We start from the raw sequence: 19,154 nt of genomic DNA, 5'->3' as shown, positions 1-19,154 counted from the left end.
TCAGCGCCTGCGGGCAGCGCCGCGCACCAGCAGCACCAAGACGGCCACGCTCATGATGGCAAAGCAGATGAAGGACCAGTTGGCGATGGAGCCGCCCAGGAAGCTCCAGTCCACGGCGGCGCAGTCGCCCGAGCCACGGAAGATCATGGGCACGGCACGGCTGATGGAGTAGTTCTCGATCATTCCGTAGAAGTCGCGGCCGCAGGTGGCGAACTCGGGCGGATACCACTGCAGCCAGCTCTGGCGCGCGGCGACGAAGGCGCCAAAGCCTGCAGCCACCAGCGCCAGCACGCCCCAGCTGATCAGCCAGCCGCGACCGCCGCGCACACTGCCCAGGCCCGTGAAGAGGGCCACGCCGATCAATGCATAGCGCTGCACGATGCACATCGGGCAGGGCTCCAGCCCGACCACATGCTGCAGATACATGCCGAAGGCCAGCATGGCCACGCAGGCCAGGCTGATGAGCGCCAGGATGCGGCGCGGAGCGTTGTCAAACCATTGAAGCATTCTTGTCTTTCGTCACCCGGTTGAATGAAATCAGGGCTGCGGCGCCGGCCCGGCGCTGCAGCCCTGTTCAGCGGGTGCAGGAAGCCGTTGCCGCGCCGTCAGATGCCAGCCGCCTCGTCCAGAAACACCTTGGCACGGCGCGGTGTCACCACCAGGGTTTCCCCCTCGCGCAGGGCCATGTCCCTGAACTGCTGCGCAGGAATCTGCGCCTCGATCAGGCCACCCTCTTCGGCATTGTCCGTGCTTTCGGTGCTCTCCGATGGAATAAGTTCCAGGCGCGCAATGGGCCCCACGACGATGGCGCGGGCCAGCTGCACGACAATGCCCGTGGGCCGTCCCTGGACGTCCAGGTTCTGGCCGGGCGAGTAGCGCTCCACCTCCAGATCGTGCGGGCGCACATAGGCGAAGGCCTTGCTGTCGCTGGCGCCCTTGGCGTCGTGGCTGTCCAGCTGGGTGCCGTCGTCCAGGTAGACGCGGCCATCGCTGGCACGGCCCTTGAAGAGGTTGACGTCGCCCAGGAAGCCGTAGACGAAGGGCGTGGCCGGGTTGTCCCAGACCTGCTGGGGCGTGCCTTCCTGCTCGATGCGGCCCTGGTTGATGACGACCACGCGGTCGGCCACTTCCAGTGCCTCCTCCTGGTCGTGGGTCACGAAGATGGAGGTCACATGCAGCTCGTCATGCAGGCGGCGCAGCCAGCGGCGCAGCTCCTTGCGCACCTTGGCATCCAGCGCGCCGAAGGGCTCGTCGAGCAGCAGCACCTTGGGCTCCACCGCCAGGGCGCGGGCCAGGGCAATGCGCTGGCGCTGGCCGCCCGACAGCTGGGACGGGAAGCGTTCGGCAATCCAGTCCAGCTGCACCAGCTTGAGCAGGCTCATCACCTTCTCGCGGATCTGGGCCTCGCTGGGCCGCTGGCTGCGCGGCTTCACGCGCAGGCCGAAGGCCACGTTCTCGAACACGGTCATGTGGCGGAACAGCGCGTAGTGCTGGAACACGAAGCCCACGTTGCGCTCGCGCACATGGACATCGGTGGTGTCTTCGCCGCTGAAGTGGATGCTGCCCACGTCGGGCGTCTCCAGGCCCGCGATGATGCGCAGCAGCGTGGTCTTGCCGCAGCCCGAGGGGCCGAGCAGTGCGATGAGTTCGCCGGACTGGATGTCCAGGCTCACATCGCGCAGGGCCTGGAAATCGCCGAACTGCTTGCTGACGTTGCGTATTTCAATGCTCATGGTCTTGCTCTTGCTTTTGTCTGGTCGGGGCCTGGGTTCAGGACACCTGCGGTACCTGGGATGCCTGGGATGCCGCCGTGGGGCGCTCGGGAGGCAGGTCGGCAGCGGCCTTGGCCTGCTGCTCGGCACGCCACTCGGCCACCGACTTGATGACCAGGGTCACCAGCGCCAGCAGGGCCAGCAGCGAGGCGGCAGCGAAGGCGGCAACGGACTGGTACTCGTTGTAGAGGATCTCCACATGCAGCGGAATGGTGTTGGTCTGGCCGCGGATGTGGCCCGAGACCACCGACACCGCGCCGAACTCGCCCATGGCACGCGCATTGCACAGGATCACTCCGTACAGCAGGCCCCACTTGATGTTGGGCACGGTGACCTTCCAGAAGGTCTGCCAGCCCGTGGCACCCAGCACGATGGCGGCCTGCTCCTCGTCGCTGCCCTGCGCCTGCATCAGCGGGATCAGCTCGCGGGCGATGAAGGGGAAGGTCACGAAGATGGTGGCCAGCACGATGCCAGGCACGGCGAAGATGATCTTGATGTCATGCTCGGCCAGCCAGGGGCCGAACCAGCCGTTGGCGCCGAACACCAGCACGTACATCAGGCCCGCCACCACGGGCGAGATCGAGAACGGCAGGTCGATCAGGGTGATCAGAAAGGCTTTGCCCCGGAACTCGAACTTGGCGATACACCAGGCCGCCGCCACGCCGAACACCAGGTTCACCGGCACGGCGATCAGCGCCGTGATCAGGGTCAGCTTGATGGCCGACCAGGCATCGGGCTCCTGCAGGCCGGCGACATAGGCGTCCCAGCCCTTGCGCAGCGCCTCGGTGAACACGGCCGCCAGTGGCAGCACGAGGAACAGGCCGATGAAGATCAGCGCAATGCCCGTGAGAATCCAGCGCACGGCGCGCGGCTCGGTGGTGGTGAGCTTTTCGCGCCGGCCCTTCGGGGGCGCGGTGAGCCTGTACAGCACCAGCACGGCGACCAGCACCGCGCCAATGATCTTGAGAAGCAATGCTTCCTGTGGAGACAACGCCATCTCAAGCCCCTCCCGAATGCTTGCGCTGCCATGCCTGCAGCGCGTTGATGACCAGCAGCATCACGAAGGAGAACAGCAGCATCACCACGGCCACGGCCGTGGCGCCTGCGTAGTCGTATTGCTCCAGCTTGCCAATGATGATCAGCGGTGTGATTTCAGAAATCATGGGCATGTTGCCCGCGATGAAGATGACCGATCCGTACTCGCCGATGGCGCGTGCAAAGGCCATGGCAAAGCCCGTGAGCAGCGCGGGCGTGATGGCCGGCAGGATCACCTTGTAGAAGATCTGCCAGCGCGAGGCACCCAGGCTGGTGGCCGCCTCTTCCAGCTCCTTCTCGGAGTCTTCCAGCACCGGCTGCACCGTGCGTACGACAAAGGGCAGGCCGATGAAGATCAGCGCAATGACCACGCCGTTCGGGTTGAAGGCCAGCTGGATGCCGTAGGGCTCCAGGTACTGGCCCACCCAGCCGTTGCCGGCCAGCAAGGCGGTCAGCGAAATGCCGGCCACGGCCGTGGGCAGGGCAAAAGGCAGGTCCACCAGGGCATCGACGATCTTCTTGCCCGGGAACTTGTAGCGCACCAGCACCCAGGCGATCAGCAGGCCGAACACCAGGTTCACGCAGGCCGCCGCAAACGAGGCGCCAAACGTCAACCGGTACGAGGCCAGCACGCGCGGCGAGGCCACGGCCTCCCAGAACTGGGGCCAGGTGAGCGAGAAGGTCTTGAACAGCAGTGCCGACAACGGGATCAGCACGATCAGGCTCAGATAAAACAGCGTATAGCCCAAGGTCAGCCCGAAGCCGGGCAAAACGCGCTTGGCGCCGCGCCCTTTGCGCGCCGCACCGGACGGTGCGGGCACAGGAGCGTCGGCGCCAGGCCTTGGGCTGGTCGGAACGGCAGACACCATGTTGGATTCCAAATCAGCCAATGTGGGGAGGGGGCCTCAGGCGGACTGCGCCGCCTTCATGCCTGCTTGCGTGCTTACTTGCCGGGGACGTAGATCTTGTCGAACTGTCCGCCGTCGTTGAAGTGCACCTTCTGGGCTTCGGACAGCGAGCCGAAATACTTGGCCACGGTGAACTGCTTGATGGGCTTGAACACATCGGCATGCTTCTTGAGCACGGCCTCGGAGCGGGGGCGCAGCGCGTGCTGTGCGGCGATTTCCTGGGCCTCGTCGGAGTACAGCCAGGCCAGGTAGTCATGGGCCAGCTGGCCCGTGCCCTTCTTGGCCACGGTGCGCTCGACCACGGCCACGGGGTTCTCGGCCACGATGGACACCGAGGGATGGACGGCATCGACCTTGCCCTTGCCGAATTCGCGGTCCACGGAGACCACTTCGGATTCGAAGGTGATCAGCACGTCGCCGATATTGCGCTGCAGGAAGATGCTGGTCGCGTCGCGGCCGCCCTTGCCCAGCACGGGCACGTTCTTGTAGAGCTGCTGCACGAACTCGGCCGCCTGCGCGTCGGTGCCGCCCTTCTCGCGCACCGAACCCCAGGCCGCCAGGTAGGCGTAGCGGCCATTGCCGCCGGTCTTGGGATTGACCACCACGACCTTCACGTCGGGACGGATCAGGTCGCTCCAGTCCTTGATGTTCTTGGGATTGCCGTTGCGCACCAGGAACAGCATGGTCGATGTGGTGGGCGAGGCGTCATTGGGGAATTTCTTGGCCCAGTCCTTGGCGACCACGCCGCTGTCGGCCAGGAACTGCACGTCGGTGGTGGTGTTGAAGGTCACCACATCGGCGGCCAGGCCGTCATTGACGGCACGCGCCTGGGCGCTGGAGCCACCGTGCGACTGGTCCACCTTGATGTCCACGCCCTTGGTCTTCTTGTAGTGGGCGACGAAGGCGGCGTTGTAGTCCTTGTAGAACTCGCGTGCCACGTCGTAGGAAACGTTGAGCAGCTGGTTCTGCGCCGATACCGTTCCCGCGGCGGCCAGCGCCAGGGTGGCCAACAAAGTCTTGAGCTTCAAAGAATGCATGGTTCGCTGCCTTTTATTAGTGGACATCTCTGCGGTGTATTCACAGACAGTCACATTGTGCGAACGCTGACTTAAAACTCAAAAGAATATATTTTTGTTTGTTAATGGCCTGTCACCATATAAAGAACCGCCCTGCCCGCGGTCACCCGCCGGCCCGTCACAGACCGGCAGCCCATGGCGCGCCAGCGCCAGTGCCCGCAGAGACGGAGGCATGCGCAGCCGCCACACGCGGCGGACGCGGCGAGCGCGGCGAACGCACGGCAGGCCGGGGCTGGGCCGGCTGCCAGCTGTCGCCCTGCATCAGCGACTGCAGTAGCGCCAGGCCCAGGGGCCAGTCGCCAAAGCCTGATTCGACATTGATGTGCCCCGCGTTCTGCAGCCGCACGAACTCGCTTCCCCAGGCCCGCGCATAGGCGCCCGCCCGGCGGATCGGACAGTAGGGGTCGTTGCTGCTGGCCACCAGCACGCTGCGGTACGGCAGCGGCGCATAGGGCACGGGCGCAAAGTCGGCCAGCTGGGCACGGCGCTCGGGATCGGCCGGCGCCACCAGCAGCGCACCGCGCACGCGCGCACTGGCCTCGGGGCCCAGGTGCGCGGCCGTGATGCAGCCCAGGCTGTGGGCAGCCAGCACCACGGGCTCGGGCCGGGACAGCACCAGTTGCTCCAGCGCGGCCACCCAGGGGTCGCGGTGGGGCACCAGCCAGTCGTCCTGCTCCACGCGCTCGGCATGCGGCAGCTGCTGCGCCCACAGGCTTTGCCAGTGGTCAGGACCGGAGTTGCGCCAGCCGGGCACGATGATGATGCGGTGGGGATTCATGGGTTCTCCTGGACTGTCCATTGCTGGACATGGGCCCCGATTGTGGAGAACACCGCCAACTATCCCAACGAACGTTTTGTTGTTTTCTTATGGCGTGGCGAGGTGCAACCCAACCCTAGCGTGCCGCCGGCTCGCGCGTGGCATGGCTGTTGCGCCCCGGCACGGTCTCGCCGAGGAAGTCCAGGAAATGCCGCACGGCCGGCGCCAGGCCGCGCCGCGAGGGGAAGACCGCGTGCACGATGCCCTGGGGCGGCTCCCAGCCCGGCAGCAGGTGCACGAGCCGGCCCTCGGCCAGTTCCTCGTGGCACATGTAGTCAGGCAGCCAGCACATGCCGCTGCCGGCCAGCGCCGCGAATTTCAGCGTCAGCAGGTCATCCACCACGTAGCGCGGCTGCAGTTGCAGGCGTTGCTCGCGGCCTTCGGGGCCGACCAGCAGCAGGCTGGACTGGCCATCCACCGCCGACATGGACATGCTGTCCAGGTGCTGCAGGTCGGCCAGTGCACTCGGCGTGCCCTGGCGCTCCAGCAGCTCCGGGCTGGCCACGAGGATCTGGCGCGCCACATCCAGCCGCTTGACGACCATGGAGCCGCTGTCCTCCAGGCTGGGGCGCACGCGCAGCGCCACGTCGATGCCCTCCTCCACCAGGTTCACGGGCCGGTTGGTCACCTGCATCTCCACATGCACCAGCGGGCAGCGCTGCAGGAACTGGGGCATGAGCTCGCCCAGCACGGTCTGGGCCAGGGTCACGGGGCAACTCACGCGGATGGTGCCGCGCGGCTCGGTCTGCACCTCGGCCACGGTGTCGGCGGCGGCCAGGGCCGCATCGCGCATGGCTTGGCAGTGGCGCAGATAGGCCTCACCCACCTGGGTCAGCGAGAGCTTGCGCGTGGTGCGCTGCAGCAGGCGCACCCCCAGCCGGGCCTCCAGCTCCGCCACGCGCCGCGACAGCCGCGACTTGGGTATGCCCAGCGCCCGCCCGGCAGAGGCAAAGCCGCCGCGCTCCACCACCTCGGCGAAGTACAGCATGTCGTTGAGATCCATCATGTAGCGCGTCCCTCCCCTGTGCTCATTGACTGCAAATTCAGGACAATCTATCGCAATTTCGGCGGCTTATCAAAGACTCTGTCCAAATTCACAATTGATCCCATCGTCGGCCCTACAAGCTTTCCCGAGTGGCCGATCCCAACCGCGATCCCAACCGACATCCCAGGAGCTTTTCCATGCAAGTGCTGCACATCGACTCTTCCATCACCGGCGCCGCTTCGGTGTCCCGCCAGCTGACCGCCCAGACCGTTGCTGCCCTGGTGGCCGCCAACCCCGGCGCCAAGGTCGAATACCTGGATCTGGCCGTGAACGCCCCCGACCATCTGAACGCAGTGTCCATGGGTTTTCGCACCGGCCAGGCCGCCACGACGGAAGCCGAGCGCGCACAGAACGCCATCTCCGAAGCCCTGGTGAGCCAGTTCCTGGCGGCCGATGTGGTCGTGGTCGGCGCTCCGTTCTACAACTTCACCATCTCCAGCCAGCTCAAGGCCTGGATCGACCGCATCGCCCAGGGCGGCCGCACCTTCCGCTACACCGCAGCCGGCCCCGAAGGCCTGGCCAAGGGCAAGAAGGTCATCGTGGCCTCCACGCGCGGCGGTGTGTACTCCACCAGCGAAATGGGCCAGGCCCTGGAGCACCAGGAAAGCTACCTGAAGACGGTGTTCGGCTTCCTGGGCATCACCGATGTGAGCATCGTGCGCGCAGAAGGCGTGGCCATGGGCGATGAGTCCAAGGCCAAGGCCCTGGAATCGGCCCGCAGCGACATCGTGCGTGCAGCGGCTGCCGCCAATCAGGAAGCGGCCATCGCCGCCTGAGGGCCATTGCAGCCCGCAGGGGCTGCCTGCTCAATGAATGGACAAGCGCCTGGGTTTCGGCCCAGGCGCTTTTGCTTTTGCAGAGGCACGACAGCGGCCGTGCCGGGCCGCCCGGAATGCTCCCAATGGACTGTGGCGAATAAAAGAGGTATCCGCCTCTGCACCTCCTTTGAAAAAAGCAATGCGCGATGGGCTTTCGCAGACACACGAAGCTGGTAGGCTGAACTATCACCGCCCTATTCGCGGCTTTGTCCGACACGAACCGTCTGTATTTCAGAAGGACGGCGGACCTGCCGATATCCAGGCAGCCTTATTGCATTCACTGCCTTCCATCCATGCCAGCCACAAGCCACCGTCCCCATGCCCGGCCCCGCGGCCCTGTCCATGTCCATGTCCGCCCGCCGTCCGATGAAAACCTGGTGATCACGGTGATTGCCGTGTCCCTGCTGGCCATTACCGTGCTGGGCATCGGCGTCTACCAGTTCATGCAGTACCAGCGCGAGCAGGATCAGGAGCAGCTCAATTCGCGCGTCTACCGCAGCTATGTGCGCAACACCGACGAGGCGCCTGCGCCCGAGGAGCCCGAGCAGCCCGCCGCAGCGCCCACCCCCGCCAAGCCCAGCCAGCAGCAGCTGAACCAGGAAATGACCCGCAAGTTGCTGGCCCATCCCGGCGTGACGCCTGGTGCCGGCTTTTCGGCGCCCGGCGTCAAGTCGACGGGCGTGGTGATCATCGACGCCATCGACCAGGCCCAGGCGCGCGAGAAGGCATCGTCCGCCGCACGCCCTGCTGCGGCGATTGCCAACCCTTCTCCCGCTTCCTGACGCTTCCTGACCTCTGCGCCCACAGGAGCCGCAACGCAAAAGCCCGGCATTGCCGGGCTTTTTTGTGTCTTGAGCGGCCTCGCCGCACCGCTCACTGGTGCTTGCGCGCCCAGGCAGCGAACTTCTGCACGAAGCCGTTCACGAAGTCGCGGCTGCCGGCGCCGATGGAGCCGTCTTCGGCAAACAGGCCGTCCTTGGCCTGGATGAAGATCTCGGGCTGCGCCAGCGTGGGCATGTCCAGGTAGGCCAGCACATTGCGCAGATGCTGCTGCGCCAGCGCCGTGCCGATGGCGCCCACGGAGACGCCGGCCACGGCAGCGGGCTTGCCGGCCCAGACGCTCTTGCCGTAGGGGCGCGAGCCCTGGTCCAGCGCGTTCTTGAGCACGCCGGGAATCGAGCGGTTGTACTCGGGCGTCAGGAACAGCACGGCCTGGGCCGACTGGATCTGGGCGCGGAACTGCTTGACCACGTCCACCTCATTGCCGTCATGGTCCTGGTTGTACAGGGGCAGGCTGTCGATGGCGACCTGCTCGAAGACCAGGCCTTCGGGCGCCAGGCGCGCAATGGCGTCGGCGAATTTGCGGTTGAAGGAATCCTTGCGCAGGCTGCCCACGATGACAGCGACCTTGATCTGGCTCATGCATTGCTCCTGGAGGAAGTGGCGAAAAACGGGCGGGAAAGAGGCGGGAGGGGCACCTCCCGCAAGCAGCCATTATGTGGCCGCCTTCAGCAGGCTCACTGTAGGAAGGAGGGCTTGGCGTAGCCCTGGAACTTGCTGTCCACCACGGCCTTGAATTCGGCGGAGCGGTAGACCTCGGCCAGGTCCTTGGCCCATGCCGTGCCCTGGTCCTTCTTCTTGATGGCCACCACGTTCAGGTAGTGGTCGGGGGTCTTTTCCAGCGAGACGGCCTCGGTCAGCTTCAGGCCCGAGGAGATGGCGAAGTTGCCGTTGATGATGGCGTACTCGGTGTCGCCCAGCGAACGCGGCAGCTGTGCGGCTTCCAGCGGGATGAACTTGAGCTTGCGCGGATTCTCGGCCAGGTCCTTTTCAGACACGCGCAGCGGATCGATGCCGGGCTTGGCCTTGATCAGCCCGGCCTGCTCCAGCAGCACCAGCGCACGCGCCAGGTTGCTCGGGTCGTTGGGCAGGGTCACGCGGTCGCCTTCCTTGGCCTCGGCCAGGGTCTTGCGGGTCTTGGAATACACGCCCAGGGGGGCGATGGGGCCTTGCACCAGCTCCACCAGGTCCAGCTTCTGGTCGGCCGCGAACTTCTGCAGGTAGACACGGTGCTGGAAGAAGTTGGCATCCAGCGAGCCCTGGGCCAGCGCCAGGTTGGGCTGCACGTAGTCGTTGAACTCCACCAGCTTGACCTGGTAGCCCTTCTTTTGCAGCAGCGGCAAGATGCCCTGCTTGAGCTGGTCGATGTTGGAGCCGGCCGTGCCGCCGATCACCAGCTGCTTCTTGTCGGCCTGGGCGTGGGCGGGCAGCGCCAGCACGCTGGCAGCGGCAAGGGCGGCGGCCGAGGCCAGCAGATGGCGGCGCACGAAGGAAAGGGATGCGGTCATGTCGGAATCCTTTTTTTGGGAGAGAGCGGGAAGAAAGAAGAAAGCGGATCTGGACAGCGCGCTCAGCCGCGCTTGTCCAGGCGGCGGGCCGCCGTGTTGCCCACGAACTGGATGACCTGGACCATGGCCACGAGGATGGTCACGGTGAGCACCATCACATCGGTCTGGAAGCGGTAGTAGCCGTAGCGGATGGCCAGATCGCCAATGCCGCCGCCGCCCACCACGCCGGCAATGGCCGAGTACGACAGAAAGCTCACGGCCAGCACGGTCAGCGCCAGCACCAGGCCCGAACGCGCCTCGACGATGAGCACGCGCCAGACGATCTGCAGCTCCGAGGCGCCCATAGCGTGCGCGGCCTCGATCACGCCGCGCGGCACATCGCGCAGGCACTGGTCCACCAGGCGTGCCAGGTAGGGAATGGCCGCCACGGACAGCGGCACGGCCGCAGCCAGCGGGCCGATGGAGGTGCCGGCCAGCCAGCGCGTGAAAGGCACCAGCGCGACCAGCAAGATGATGAAGGGGAAGGACCGCACGGTGTTGACCGTCCAGTTCAGCACGGCGAAGGCCGGGCGGTTGTCCAGCGACTGGCCGGGGCCCAGCAGGAACAGCAGCACGCCCAGCGGGCCGCCGATCAGCACGGCGGCCGACAGGCCGATGCCCAGCATCAAAAGGGTCTGGCCCATGGCCAGCCACAGCTCGGGCAGGATTTCGACGATGTTTTCAGACATGGGAATGCGGAATCGAAAAGAAGAGGAAAACGGGACCGGGCGAAAAGCGGGAACGGGCGAAGGCCCGTCAGTGCTCGGAGCCACCCACGGCGCGCAGCACCACGGGACGGGTGGCGCCGCGCTCGCGCAGGGCCTTGTCGGCGCGCTCCACGCGCAGGGCCTCGAGTTCGCTGCCCAGCAGCGTGGCGCGCTGCGGCGCCTCGTAGGCACGGCCCTGCGGCAGGGCGGGCAGCGTGAAGCGTTCGGCCACCTGGCCCTGCTCGATGATGGCCACCTCGCTGCACAGCGCATCGACCACGGCCAGCTCGTGCGTGACGATGACGATGGTCACGCCCAGGCGGCTGTTGATGTCGGCCAGCGTGGCCAGGATGGAGCGCGTGGTCTCGCTGTCCAGCGCCGAGGTGGGCTCGTCGCACAGCAGCACCTGCGGGCGCGGGGCCAGGGCGCGCGCAATCGCCACGCGCTGCTTCTGCCCGCCCGACAGCTGGGCAGGATGGCTGGCCGCCTTGTCGGTCAGGCCGACGATGTCCAGGCACTCGCGCACGCGCTGCTCGATCTGGGCACGCGAATGGCCACCGTGGATGCGCAGCGGAAAGGCCACGTTCTCGAACACGGTGGCGTTCTGCAGCAGGTTGAACTGCTGAAAGATCATGCCGATGTTCTGGCGCGCCTCGCGCAGCGCGCGGCGGCCCAGGTCGGTCAGGCGCTGGCCTGCCACCACCACCTCGCCGCTGTCGGGACGCTCCAGAAGGTTGATCAGGCGCAGCAGCGTGGACTTGCCCGCGCCGCTCTTGCCGATCAGGCCGAAGACCGTGCCCTGGCCAATGTCCAGCGATACCGAACGCACGGCATCGAAGTGCTTGCCATCGGCTGTTACAAATTTCTTTTGCAGGTCGCGCAGGCGGATCAGCGCGTTTTCCGGGGCCAAATGGGCGGTCTGGACGGTCATGGAGTCTCGGTTCGGCAGTGAAAACGGTCCTGGGATCGGCAACGGCAGCCTTTGCACCGCCATCTCCAGGCAATGGCGCGCAATTTCCGGGCCCTGTGCTGAGGAGTTGGACGCAGTTGCAAGCCGATGGGCATGCGTTGTCTTGCGTCGTCGCCAAGCACAGGCGAATCCCCAGGATCTGCCGTCATTAGTGTTCTAACGAGTGTGTTGCAAAACGTTGTTCAAACAAAAGAATAAAAAATACGGTGCTTATATCGATTGCCGTCTTTCAAGCCTTTATGTATGGCCTGGACGGCATTGCTAGAATCCGCCCCCGACAGGCCTGTACAACGGCAAGATCCCTTGCGGTTGCGTGCATTACAGGTAAGTGCCCGCTTTCCTTTGCCATGCCCGAATCCTCCCGAACTGCCGACCGTCCTGCCAGCGCCGCCCGCCTGCGCGTGGAAGCCGTGCGCCTGCGGCGCGGCATCACAACAGTCTTTGACGGCCTCGACCTGCGGCTGGACGAGCCGCGCGTGGGCCTCATCGGCGACAACGGCGCCGGCAAGACCAGCCTGTTCCGCCTGCTGTGCGGACTGGATGCGCCCGAGGCCGGGCGCGTGCTGCTGGACGGCACCGAACTGCACGAGGCCCGTGCACAGCGCCCGGGCCAGGTCGGGCTGATGTTCCAGAACCCCGACGACCAGATCATCTTCCCCACCGTGGAGGAAGAGCTGGCCCTGGGTCTGCGCCCTTCGGGCATCTCGCGGCGCGAGGCCACGGAGCGCGCCCGCGCCCTGCTGGCCAGCCGGGGCCTGGCCGACTGGGCTCCGCGCGCCGTGGCCGGACTCAGCCAGGGCCAGCGCCAGCAGGTGTGCTGGCTGGCCCTGCTCATTGCCGCGCCGCGCGTGCTGCTGCTGGACGAGCCCTTCGCCAGCCTGGACCTGCCGGGCCAGGCGCGGCTGGCCCGGGACATCGCGGCCGCCGAGCAGCAGGTGCTGGTCTCCACCCACGTGCTGGACCACGTGCGCAGCTTTGGCCGCGTGCTCTGGCTGGAGCGCGGCCAAGTGCGCGCAGACGGCCCCGGCCACGCGGTCTGCGCAGCCTATGAAGCCGACGTGGCACGCCGGCTGCAAGCGCAGGACTGACGCAGGAGCCGGCCGCCATGGGAAGCCTCTACAGCGAATACACCAGTTGGCTCCATGCCTGGAGCGCGGGCCGCAAGCTGCTGCTCATGGCGCTGCTGGGAACGGGCCTGTTCCTCATCGATTCACCGTGGCTGCTGGCCCTGGCCGGCGCCGCCTGCGGCCTGCTGTGGCTGTCGCTGGGCCGCGCCACCGAGGGCGCACGGCGGCTCATGCTGTCGGTCACCGTGGCCGCCCTGCTGGTCGCTGTCTTCCATGTGTGGATGCAGCACTACGCCCTGGCCGCCGCCAGCGCGCTGCGCCTGGTCTGCGCCTCCACGCTGGGCATGGCGCTGACCGTGAGCACACGCCCCAGCGATCTGGTCGATGTGCTGGAGCGGCTGCTGGCGCCGCTGGAGCGCATCGGCATCTCCCCCGAACAGGTGGCCCTGCAGCTGGCATTGATGCTGCGTTTCACCGAGCATTTCTTTGTGCAGTGGAAGCGCATGGACGATGCCCACCGGCTGCGCACGGGCCGCGCCGGCGGCCTGCGCCTGATTGCGCCGCTGACCATCCACATGCTGCAGGCCACGCGCCGCGTGTCCGACGCGCTGTGGGCGCGCCTGGGCCGCTGAGGCCTGCCCTGCCCCATTTCCCGACCGATCCATACGCAAGAGCCTTGCGAGAACCTTCCGAGAACCGTCCATGACCGCCCCCTCCACCGTCTCACGCGCCTCCGCGCGCTCCATGGCCCAGGTCTCGCTGTTTGCGGCGCTGATGGCGGTCATGGGCCTGATTCCCAAGATCGACCTGCCGCTGGGCGTGCCCATCACCATCCAGTCGCTGGGCGTGATGCTGGCCGGCGTGATGCTCGGCCCCTGGCGCGGCATGCAGTCCATGCTGCTGTTCCTCGCGGCCGTGGCCGTGGGCCTGCCCCTGCTGTCGGGCGGGCGCGGCGGCATTGCCGTCTTCATGGCGCCCTCGGCCGGCTACCTGCTGGGCTACCCGCTGGCGGCCTGCATTGCCGGCCTGGTCATGCGTGCGCTGCCCCAGGGCTCGCCCCGGCGCGCGGCGTTCAGCGCCTTTGCAGCCTCGGCGCTGGGCGGGCTGGTGGCCCTGCATGCCTTTGGCGTGCTGGGCCTCATGCTGATGGCCAAGCTCAGCCTGTCGCAGGCCTTCATGGCCACCTTGCTGTTCGTGCCCGGAGATCTGATCAAGTGCGTGCTGTGCGCCCTGGTGGTGCACACGGTGGCGCGCGGCATGCCGGACTGGCCGTTCGGAGGCCGCCAGCATGGTTGAGCCACTCGCGCCCCACCCGCTGGCCGCGCCGCTGCAGCACCCGTGGACCCTGGTCCATGGCCCGCTGGAGCATTGGGCCCGGCAGCGCCCCGATGCGCTGGCGCTGCAAAGCGAGGCGGGCCAATGGAGCTTTGCCGCGCTGCATGCCGCCGTGCTGCAGCGCTCGGCCGCGCTGGTGGCCGGCCAGGCGCCAGAGATGCTGCTGCTGGACACGGGCGGCAGCGCGAGCACCGTGGATGCCATCGTCGATTTCCTCGCCATCCTGCACAGCGGCCGCTGCGCCGCCGTGGCCGACCCCGATTGGCCCGAGGCCGTGCGCCAGCGCATCGAAGGCTGGCTGCCCACCGCGCCCAGCCCGCTGGCCGAGGCCACCGCCACCGGCGCCTTCTACACCGGCTTCACCTCGGGCAGCACCGGGCTGCCCAAGGGCTTCATGCGCCACCACCGTTCGTGGACAGAGAGCTTTCGCGTCTGCCTCGAGGACTTCGGCGCCGTGGCCGCGCAGCGCACCATGGCGCCCGGGCGCATCTCGCATTCGCTGTTCCTGTTCGGCGTGATGCAGGGCCTGTGGTGCGGCGAAGGCGCCGTGGTGCAGGAGCGGTTCTCGGCAGCGCGCTGCCTGGCCTCGCTGGCGCGCGGCGAAGCCCCCTGCCTGGTCGCCGTGCCCAGCCAGTTGCTGCTGATGCTGCAATGGGCCGCACACCGCGCGCTAGCGCCCATCCCCGAGGTGGAGCTGATCATGATCAGCGGCGCGCGCTGGATGCGCGCCCAGACCCCGGCCCTGCGCGCGCTGTTTCCGCGCGCACGCATCATCGAGTTCTACGGTGCCTCGGAGGCCAGCTTCATCGCCTGGATGGAGGCCGACGAACAGGCCCCGCCCCAGGCCGTGGGCCGGCCCTTCAGCAATGTGCAGTTGCAGATCCGCCCCGCCACGCAGCAGCCCGGCGACCAGCCCCTGCAGCCGGGAGAGGACGGCCTGATCTACATGCGCAGCCCCATGCTGTTCATGGACTATGTAGGCGAGGCGCGCGACGGCACGGCCGCGCTGCGCGATGGCGAATGGCTGTCCGTGCGCGACATGGGCCATATCGATGCTGGCGGCCAGCTGTGCCTGGCCGGGCGCCAGAGCCGCATGCTCGTCACCCAGGGCAAGAACCTGTTCCCCGAGGAAGTCGAGACCCTGCTGGCCGCGCACCCGGGCGTGGCCCAGGTCTCCATCCAAGGCCTGCCCGACGCGCTGCGCGGCATGCAGGTGCACGCCGTCGTGCAATGGCACGGCGCCGCGCCCGCAGGCTCCGCACAGGCGCTGGCGGCCTGGCTGCGCGACCGGCTGGAAAGCTACAAGCTGCCGCGCCAATGGTGGAGCTGCACCGACTGGCCGCAGACCGCCAGCGGCAAGACCGACCACGGCCGGCTGGCGCGTGCACTGGCCGCCACTGCCACCGCCACAAACGCTGGCCGGGCACTGCCCGGCGAACCCGCGCTACTGCCCCTGCCATGAACCCGCAAGACGCCCCCGTCATCCTGGCCTGGGCGCGCAGCCCTGTCGCCCCCGTGGGCGGTGCATTGCGCGAATTTGCCGCGCACGAGCTGGGCGCGCCCGTGCTCCAGGCCCTGCTGACACGCGCTGGCCTGCCGGCCCAGGCCGTGGATGCCGTGGTCTTAGGCAACGCCCTGGGCGCAGGCGGCAACCCGGCCCGCATGCTGGCCCTGGCTGCGGGCCTGCCGGAGCGCTGCGCGGCCCACAGCGTGGACACCCAGTGCTGCTCGGGCCTGGACAGCGTGGCCCTGGCCGCAGGCCTGCTGATGTCGGGCCAGGCCGATATCGTGGTGGCCGGTGGTGCCGAGGCCTGGAGCCGCGCCCCCATCCGCCAGACGCGCCCGCGCCATGCAGGCGAGCTGCCCGTGCCCTTTGAACGCCCCGCCTTCGCCCCCGATCCCGCACGTGACCCGGACCTGCTGCAATCGGCCGCCGACCACGCGCTGGCCCACGGCATCACCCGCGCCGTTCAGGAGGCCCATGCCATCCACAGCCACGCGCTGGCGCTCGCGCACCGCGACCGGTTGGCCCAAGAGATCGTGCCCCTGGCCGGGCTGGACCACGACGCCTATCCGCGCGCCTTGAACCCGGCCCGCGTTGCCCGCATGCCCGTGGTGGCCGAAGCGGGCAGCGCCTTTGACGCCCATGCACGCCAGCGCCATGCGCTGAGCACGCCCACCATCTCGCCCAAGGCCGATGGTGCCGCCCTGGTGCTGCTGGCCACGCCGCAGGCCTGTGCACGCCTGGGTCTGCAGCCACGCGCCCGCTGGGTGGCCAGTGCCTCGCTGGGCCATGCGCCCGAAACACCGCTGGTCGCCGCCGCAATGGCGGCCCAGCAGGTGCTGGAGCGTGCAGCCGCAGCGCTGCAGCTGCCTGGCCTGACTGCGGCAGAGCTCCAGGCTGTGGAGCTGCACGATGCCTTCGCCGTGCAGGCCCTGGCCTTTGCCGAAACCCTGGGCCTGCCGCTGCAGCAGCTCAACGCTGGCGGCGGTGGCCTGGCGCGCGGCCATCCCATAGGCGCATCGGGCGCGGTTGCGCTGGTGCGCATGCTCTGCGACCTGCACCGCACGCCAGCAGCCCACAGACCGGCCCTGGGCCTGGCCGCCATTGCCGGTGCGGGCGGCATAGGCGCAGCCTGCCTGGTGCAGGCGCTTTGAATCCATGGACTCCGCATTTCCCATGTCCGCCAACCCACCGTCCGACACCCTTCCCTTTGGCGATGCGCATGAGGCCCTGGTGCACGCGCGCCGCTCCGTGCGCGCCTACCGGCCCGATCCCGTGCCGGACGCGCTGCTGCACCAGTTGCTGCAATCGGCCCGCCGGGCGCCCAGCGGCGGCAACCTGCAGCCCGGCCAGTTCATCCAGGTACGCGGCAGCCTGCGCGGCGCACTCACACAGGCGCTGCTGGCCGACTGGCAAGGCGGAGCACCTGAGCGCGAGGACTACGGCTACTTCCCCCGCCCCATGCCCATGGCGCTGCGCAAGCGCCAGGTGGCGTCGGCCCAGGCCCTGTACAGCTCCCTGGGCGTGGCCCGCGAGGACCGCGCAGGGCGCGACGCGCAGTTCGGCCGCAACTACCGCTTCTTCGACGCGCCCGTGGCGCTGGTCGTGAGCATTGACGCCCGCTTCGGCGCAGGCGGCTACATGGACCTGGGCATGACCCTGTACGGCCTGCAAATGGCCGCAGCCGCCCAGGGCCTGGGCAGCTGCGCCATCGGCGCCCTGGCCTCCTACCCCGACACCGTGCGCCGCGTGCTCGACCTGCCGCCCGGCGAGCACATCGTCTGCGGCCTGGCCCTGGGCTGGCCCGACGAGGCCGCCCCCGTCAACCGCACCCAGACCACCCGCGCACCGCTGGGCGAATATTTCAGAGTGCTGGAAGAATAAAAAAAGCTGCCGAAATCGGCAGCTTTGCGAGCTCGCGCCCACTAGTACGGGTCATGGCGATGGCACCACCAAGGCCCAACTCGGGGACACCGAGGAAGGGCAGCCCCGCACCGAGGGTGTCGTCCCCCTCCCCCGCGAAGCGGGTAGAGAGGGGGAAGGCGCGTCAGCGCCTCAGGGGGTGCGTTCTTCAAAACGCAGGGATCACCGATCCCTTGAACTGCACATCGATGAACTGGCGCACTTCATCGGAGTGGTAGGCCTTGATCAGTTGCGCCACCCAGGGCTTGCCCTTGTCGGCATCGCGCGCGACCAGGATGTTCACATAGGGGTTCTTGGCGTTTTCCTGCGCAATGGCATCGGTCTTGGGGTTCAGGCCCGCCGAGATCGCGAAGTTGGTGTTGATGGCCGAGGCGTCCAGGTCATCCAGCGAGCGTGGCAGCTGGGCTGCGTCCAGCTCCACGAAGCGCAGCTTCTTGGGGTTGGAGACCACGTCCAGCGGCGTGGCCTTCAGGCCCGCGCTTTCCTTGAGCTTGATCAGGCCCTGGGCCTGCAGCAGCAGCAGCACGCGGCCACCGTTGGTGGGATCGTTGGGGATGCCGAACTTGGCGCCCTGGGGCAGGTCGGCCAGCTGCTTGATCTTCTTGGAATAGATGCCGATGGGGAAATTCACCGTGTCGGCCACCCAGCCGATCTTGTAGCCGCGGTCGCGCACCTGGGCGTCGAGGTAGGGGCGGTGCTGGTAGCTGTTGGCGTCCAGGTCACCGGCAGACAGCGCGGCATTGGGCTGCACGTAGTCGCCGAATTCAACGATCTGGATCTTCAGGCCGTTCTTCTCGGCGACCTTCTTGACCTGCTCCATGATCTGGGCGTGCGGGCCGGCCGTGACGCCGACCTTGATGGGCTTGTCCTGCGCCTGCGCGGGCATGGCCAGCAGGGTCATGGCGGCGGTGCTGGCAATCGCGGCGGCCGTGAGCGTGCGGCGGAGGAAATGGCGCTTGGTGGGCATGGATGCGGTTCCTTGTAACCTGTCAAAAACACAGGCGCACACTGTAGCGCCAACACAGCGCGCGGCGGCCGTACCTGCACACTGCGGCTAGACAGTTTTTTCAGTAGCTCACAACCGGCGCCGCAGCGCGGGCGTCAGCGGTCCTGGAACTCGGGCGTTGCCATCACCTGGTGGGCCACGACGTCCAGCACAGGGTGGGGTTGTTCCTGGCGGTCTATCCAGACCTTGGGAGTGAAGCTGCCACGCAGCGCCACGGCATCGCCTTCGATCAGATTGCGCAGCACCTCGCAGGCCTGGGCATCGAATGCAACCACGTTGACCGGGATGGAGGTGCCATCGGATGCCTCGGAACGCACGCGGGCCACCATGAAGGGGCGCCGATTGCGGTCGCTGCGGTGTTCGGGCGTACCGGTGAGTCTGCCGGTAATCAGTCCATCCATCATGTGCGAGACCAGGAAGAAATCGTCAGTTACAAAAGACGCCATTGTAGGTGCAGGTTTTACGTGCCCAGACCGGGACGCGCATCTTCGCGGTGCATGGACTTTTCATGCGCTGGCTGCCCTCGCCATCCGTGATGGACCTGCTTCGCGAAGCTGCACTTTCTCTTCGCGGCAAGGCGCCATCGCGCGCAAAATCGAACGCGCAAAAAACAAACGTACAAAGCAAAAAGCTCCTGACGTTTCCGTCAGGAGCTTTGCGTTTTGGTCGGCGTGGCGGGATTCGAACTCGCGACCCCTTGCACCCCATGCAAGTGCGCTACCAGGCTGCGCTACACGCCGAAGCATTGAATTATAGGGACTAAAAACAGGCCTTCAGGGAAAAC

General features: G+C 67.3%; 21 protein-coding genes and 1 tRNA gene. 8 read left to right on the top strand and 14 right to left on the bottom strand.

The window, feature by feature from the left end; genetic code table 11:
- The 7 genes from LGR64_RS07525 to LGR64_RS07495 all read right to left on the bottom strand — a co-directional run bounded on the left by LGR64_RS07525 (position 1) and on the right by LGR64_RS07495 (position 6,614).
- Positions 1-507 carry a disulfide bond formation protein B gene (locus LGR64_RS07525; protein WP_012206385.1) on the bottom strand — a complete coding sequence of 169 codons (507 nt, stop codon included), beginning with the start codon at positions 505-507 and terminating at the stop codon, positions 1-3.
- A 98-nt stretch (positions 508-605) separates the two neighbouring features.
- Complete coding sequence (locus LGR64_RS07520) at positions 606-1,733, bottom strand: sulfate/molybdate ABC transporter ATP-binding protein (RefSeq protein ID WP_013801698.1); 1,128 nt, start codon at positions 1,731-1,733, stop codon at positions 606-608.
- Between the two features lie 37 nt (positions 1,734-1,770).
- Positions 1,771-2,769, bottom strand: a complete 999-nt coding sequence (cysW, locus tag LGR64_RS07515) for a sulfate ABC transporter permease subunit CysW (protein WP_082848104.1) — start codon at positions 2,767-2,769, stop codon at positions 1,771-1,773.
- Position 2,770: 1 nt separating this feature from the next.
- A complete protein-coding gene (cysT, locus tag LGR64_RS07510; RefSeq protein WP_013801696.1) occupies positions 2,771-3,676 on the bottom strand; it encodes a sulfate ABC transporter permease subunit CysT in 906 nt (301 codons plus the stop codon).
- 74 nt (positions 3,677-3,750) lie between these two features.
- Positions 3,751-4,752, bottom strand: a complete 1,002-nt coding sequence (locus tag LGR64_RS07505; protein ID WP_013801695.1) for a sulfate ABC transporter substrate-binding protein — start codon at positions 4,750-4,752, stop codon at positions 3,751-3,753.
- Between the two features lie 157 nt (positions 4,753-4,909).
- Complete coding sequence (locus tag LGR64_RS07500; RefSeq protein ID WP_013801694.1) at positions 4,910-5,569, bottom strand: RBBP9/YdeN family alpha/beta hydrolase; 660 nt, start codon at positions 5,567-5,569, stop codon at positions 4,910-4,912.
- A 115-nt stretch (positions 5,570-5,684) separates the two neighbouring features.
- Positions 5,685-6,614: a LysR family transcriptional regulator gene (locus tag LGR64_RS07495; RefSeq protein ID WP_099751257.1), complete on the bottom strand. Its 930-nt coding sequence runs from the start codon at positions 6,612-6,614 to the stop codon at positions 5,685-5,687.
- Positions 6,615-6,790: 176 nt separating this feature from the next.
- Here LGR64_RS07495 and LGR64_RS07490 point away from each other — a divergent pair, with 176 nt between their 5' ends.
- Positions 6,791-7,429 (top strand): FMN-dependent NADH-azoreductase, encoded by a 639-nt coding sequence (locus LGR64_RS07490; protein ID WP_012206392.1) that lies wholly within the window; start codon positions 6,791-6,793, stop codon positions 7,427-7,429.
- Positions 7,430-7,764: 335 nt separating this feature from the next.
- Positions 7,765-8,253 carry a hypothetical protein gene (locus LGR64_RS07485; RefSeq protein WP_034395398.1) on the top strand — a complete coding sequence of 163 codons (489 nt, stop codon included), beginning with the start codon at positions 7,765-7,767 and terminating at the stop codon, positions 8,251-8,253.
- A gap of 91 nt (positions 8,254-8,344) precedes the next feature.
- On the opposite strand, the gene LGR64_RS07480 is transcribed toward LGR64_RS07485, so the two are convergent.
- The 4 genes from LGR64_RS07480 to LGR64_RS07465 all read right to left on the bottom strand — a co-directional run bounded on the left by LGR64_RS07480 (position 8,345) and on the right by LGR64_RS07465 (position 11,496).
- Positions 8,345-8,893: an NADPH-dependent FMN reductase gene (locus tag LGR64_RS07480; protein ID WP_063325741.1), complete on the bottom strand. Its 549-nt coding sequence runs from the start codon at positions 8,891-8,893 to the stop codon at positions 8,345-8,347.
- 95 nt (positions 8,894-8,988) lie between these two features.
- Complete coding sequence (locus LGR64_RS07475) at positions 8,989-9,819, bottom strand: MetQ/NlpA family ABC transporter substrate-binding protein (protein WP_141831239.1); 831 nt, start codon at positions 9,817-9,819, stop codon at positions 8,989-8,991.
- Positions 9,820-9,881: 62 nt separating this feature from the next.
- The gene (locus tag LGR64_RS07470) at positions 9,882-10,547 is read right to left on the bottom strand and encodes a methionine ABC transporter permease (RefSeq protein WP_012206396.1); all 666 of its coding nucleotides are present in this window, start codon (positions 10,545-10,547) and stop codon (positions 9,882-9,884) included.
- Between the two features lie 67 nt (positions 10,548-10,614).
- Positions 10,615-11,496, bottom strand: coding sequence for a methionine ABC transporter ATP-binding protein (locus LGR64_RS07465; RefSeq protein ID WP_034395395.1), 882 nt, complete (start codon positions 11,494-11,496; stop codon positions 10,615-10,617).
- Positions 11,497-11,882: 386 nt separating this feature from the next.
- Between LGR64_RS07465 and LGR64_RS07460 the strand changes: the two genes are divergently transcribed.
- From LGR64_RS07460 to LGR64_RS07435, 6 genes are all read left to right on the top strand, one after another.
- Positions 11,883-12,623 (top strand): energy-coupling factor ABC transporter ATP-binding protein, encoded by a 741-nt coding sequence (locus LGR64_RS07460; protein ID WP_141831237.1) that lies wholly within the window; start codon positions 11,883-11,885, stop codon positions 12,621-12,623.
- A 17-nt stretch (positions 12,624-12,640) separates the two neighbouring features.
- A complete protein-coding gene (locus tag LGR64_RS07455) occupies positions 12,641-13,234 on the top strand; it encodes an energy-coupling factor transporter transmembrane component T family protein (RefSeq protein WP_141831235.1) in 594 nt (197 codons plus the stop codon).
- A gap of 70 nt (positions 13,235-13,304) precedes the next feature.
- On the top strand, positions 13,305-13,898 hold the full coding sequence (locus tag LGR64_RS07450; RefSeq protein ID WP_013801685.1) for a biotin transporter BioY: 594 nt from the start codon (positions 13,305-13,307) through the stop codon (positions 13,896-13,898).
- On the top strand, positions 13,891-15,399 hold the full coding sequence (locus LGR64_RS07445) for an AMP-binding protein (protein WP_141831233.1): 1,509 nt from the start codon (positions 13,891-13,893) through the stop codon (positions 15,397-15,399). The genes LGR64_RS07450 and LGR64_RS07445 overlap by 8 nt, the downstream gene beginning before the upstream one ends.
- The gene (locus tag LGR64_RS07440; protein WP_141831231.1) at positions 15,396-16,595 is read left to right on the top strand and encodes a thiolase family protein; all 1,200 of its coding nucleotides are present in this window, start codon (positions 15,396-15,398) and stop codon (positions 16,593-16,595) included. Before LGR64_RS07445 ends, LGR64_RS07440 begins: the two co-directional genes overlap by 4 nt.
- Before the next feature lie 4 nt (positions 16,596-16,599).
- Positions 16,600-17,325, top strand: coding sequence for a nitroreductase (locus LGR64_RS07435; protein ID WP_141831229.1), 726 nt, complete (start codon positions 16,600-16,602; stop codon positions 17,323-17,325).
- A 187-nt stretch (positions 17,326-17,512) separates the two neighbouring features.
- On the opposite strand, the gene LGR64_RS07430 is transcribed toward LGR64_RS07435, so the two are convergent.
- The 3 genes from LGR64_RS07430 to LGR64_RS07420 form a co-directional block, all read right to left on the bottom strand.
- A complete protein-coding gene (locus LGR64_RS07430; RefSeq protein ID WP_012206404.1) occupies positions 17,513-18,331 on the bottom strand; it encodes a MetQ/NlpA family ABC transporter substrate-binding protein in 819 nt (272 codons plus the stop codon).
- 134 nt (positions 18,332-18,465) lie between these two features.
- Positions 18,466-18,816, bottom strand: coding sequence for a single-stranded DNA-binding protein (locus LGR64_RS07425; protein WP_012206405.1), 351 nt, complete (start codon positions 18,814-18,816; stop codon positions 18,466-18,468).
- Positions 18,817-19,033: 217 nt separating this feature from the next.
- A tRNA-Pro gene (locus LGR64_RS07420) sits at positions 19,034-19,110 on the bottom strand.
- Positions 19,111-19,154: the final 44 nt, after the last annotated feature.

Origin of the sequence: Delftia sp. Lp-1, assembly GCF_020523835.1 — a bacterium.
GTDB lineage: Bacteria > Pseudomonadota > Gammaproteobacteria > Burkholderiales > Burkholderiaceae_C > Comamonas > Comamonas acidovorans.
Note: the sequence above shows the minus strand (reverse complement) of the source record. Positions and strands in the feature narration are given on the sequence as shown.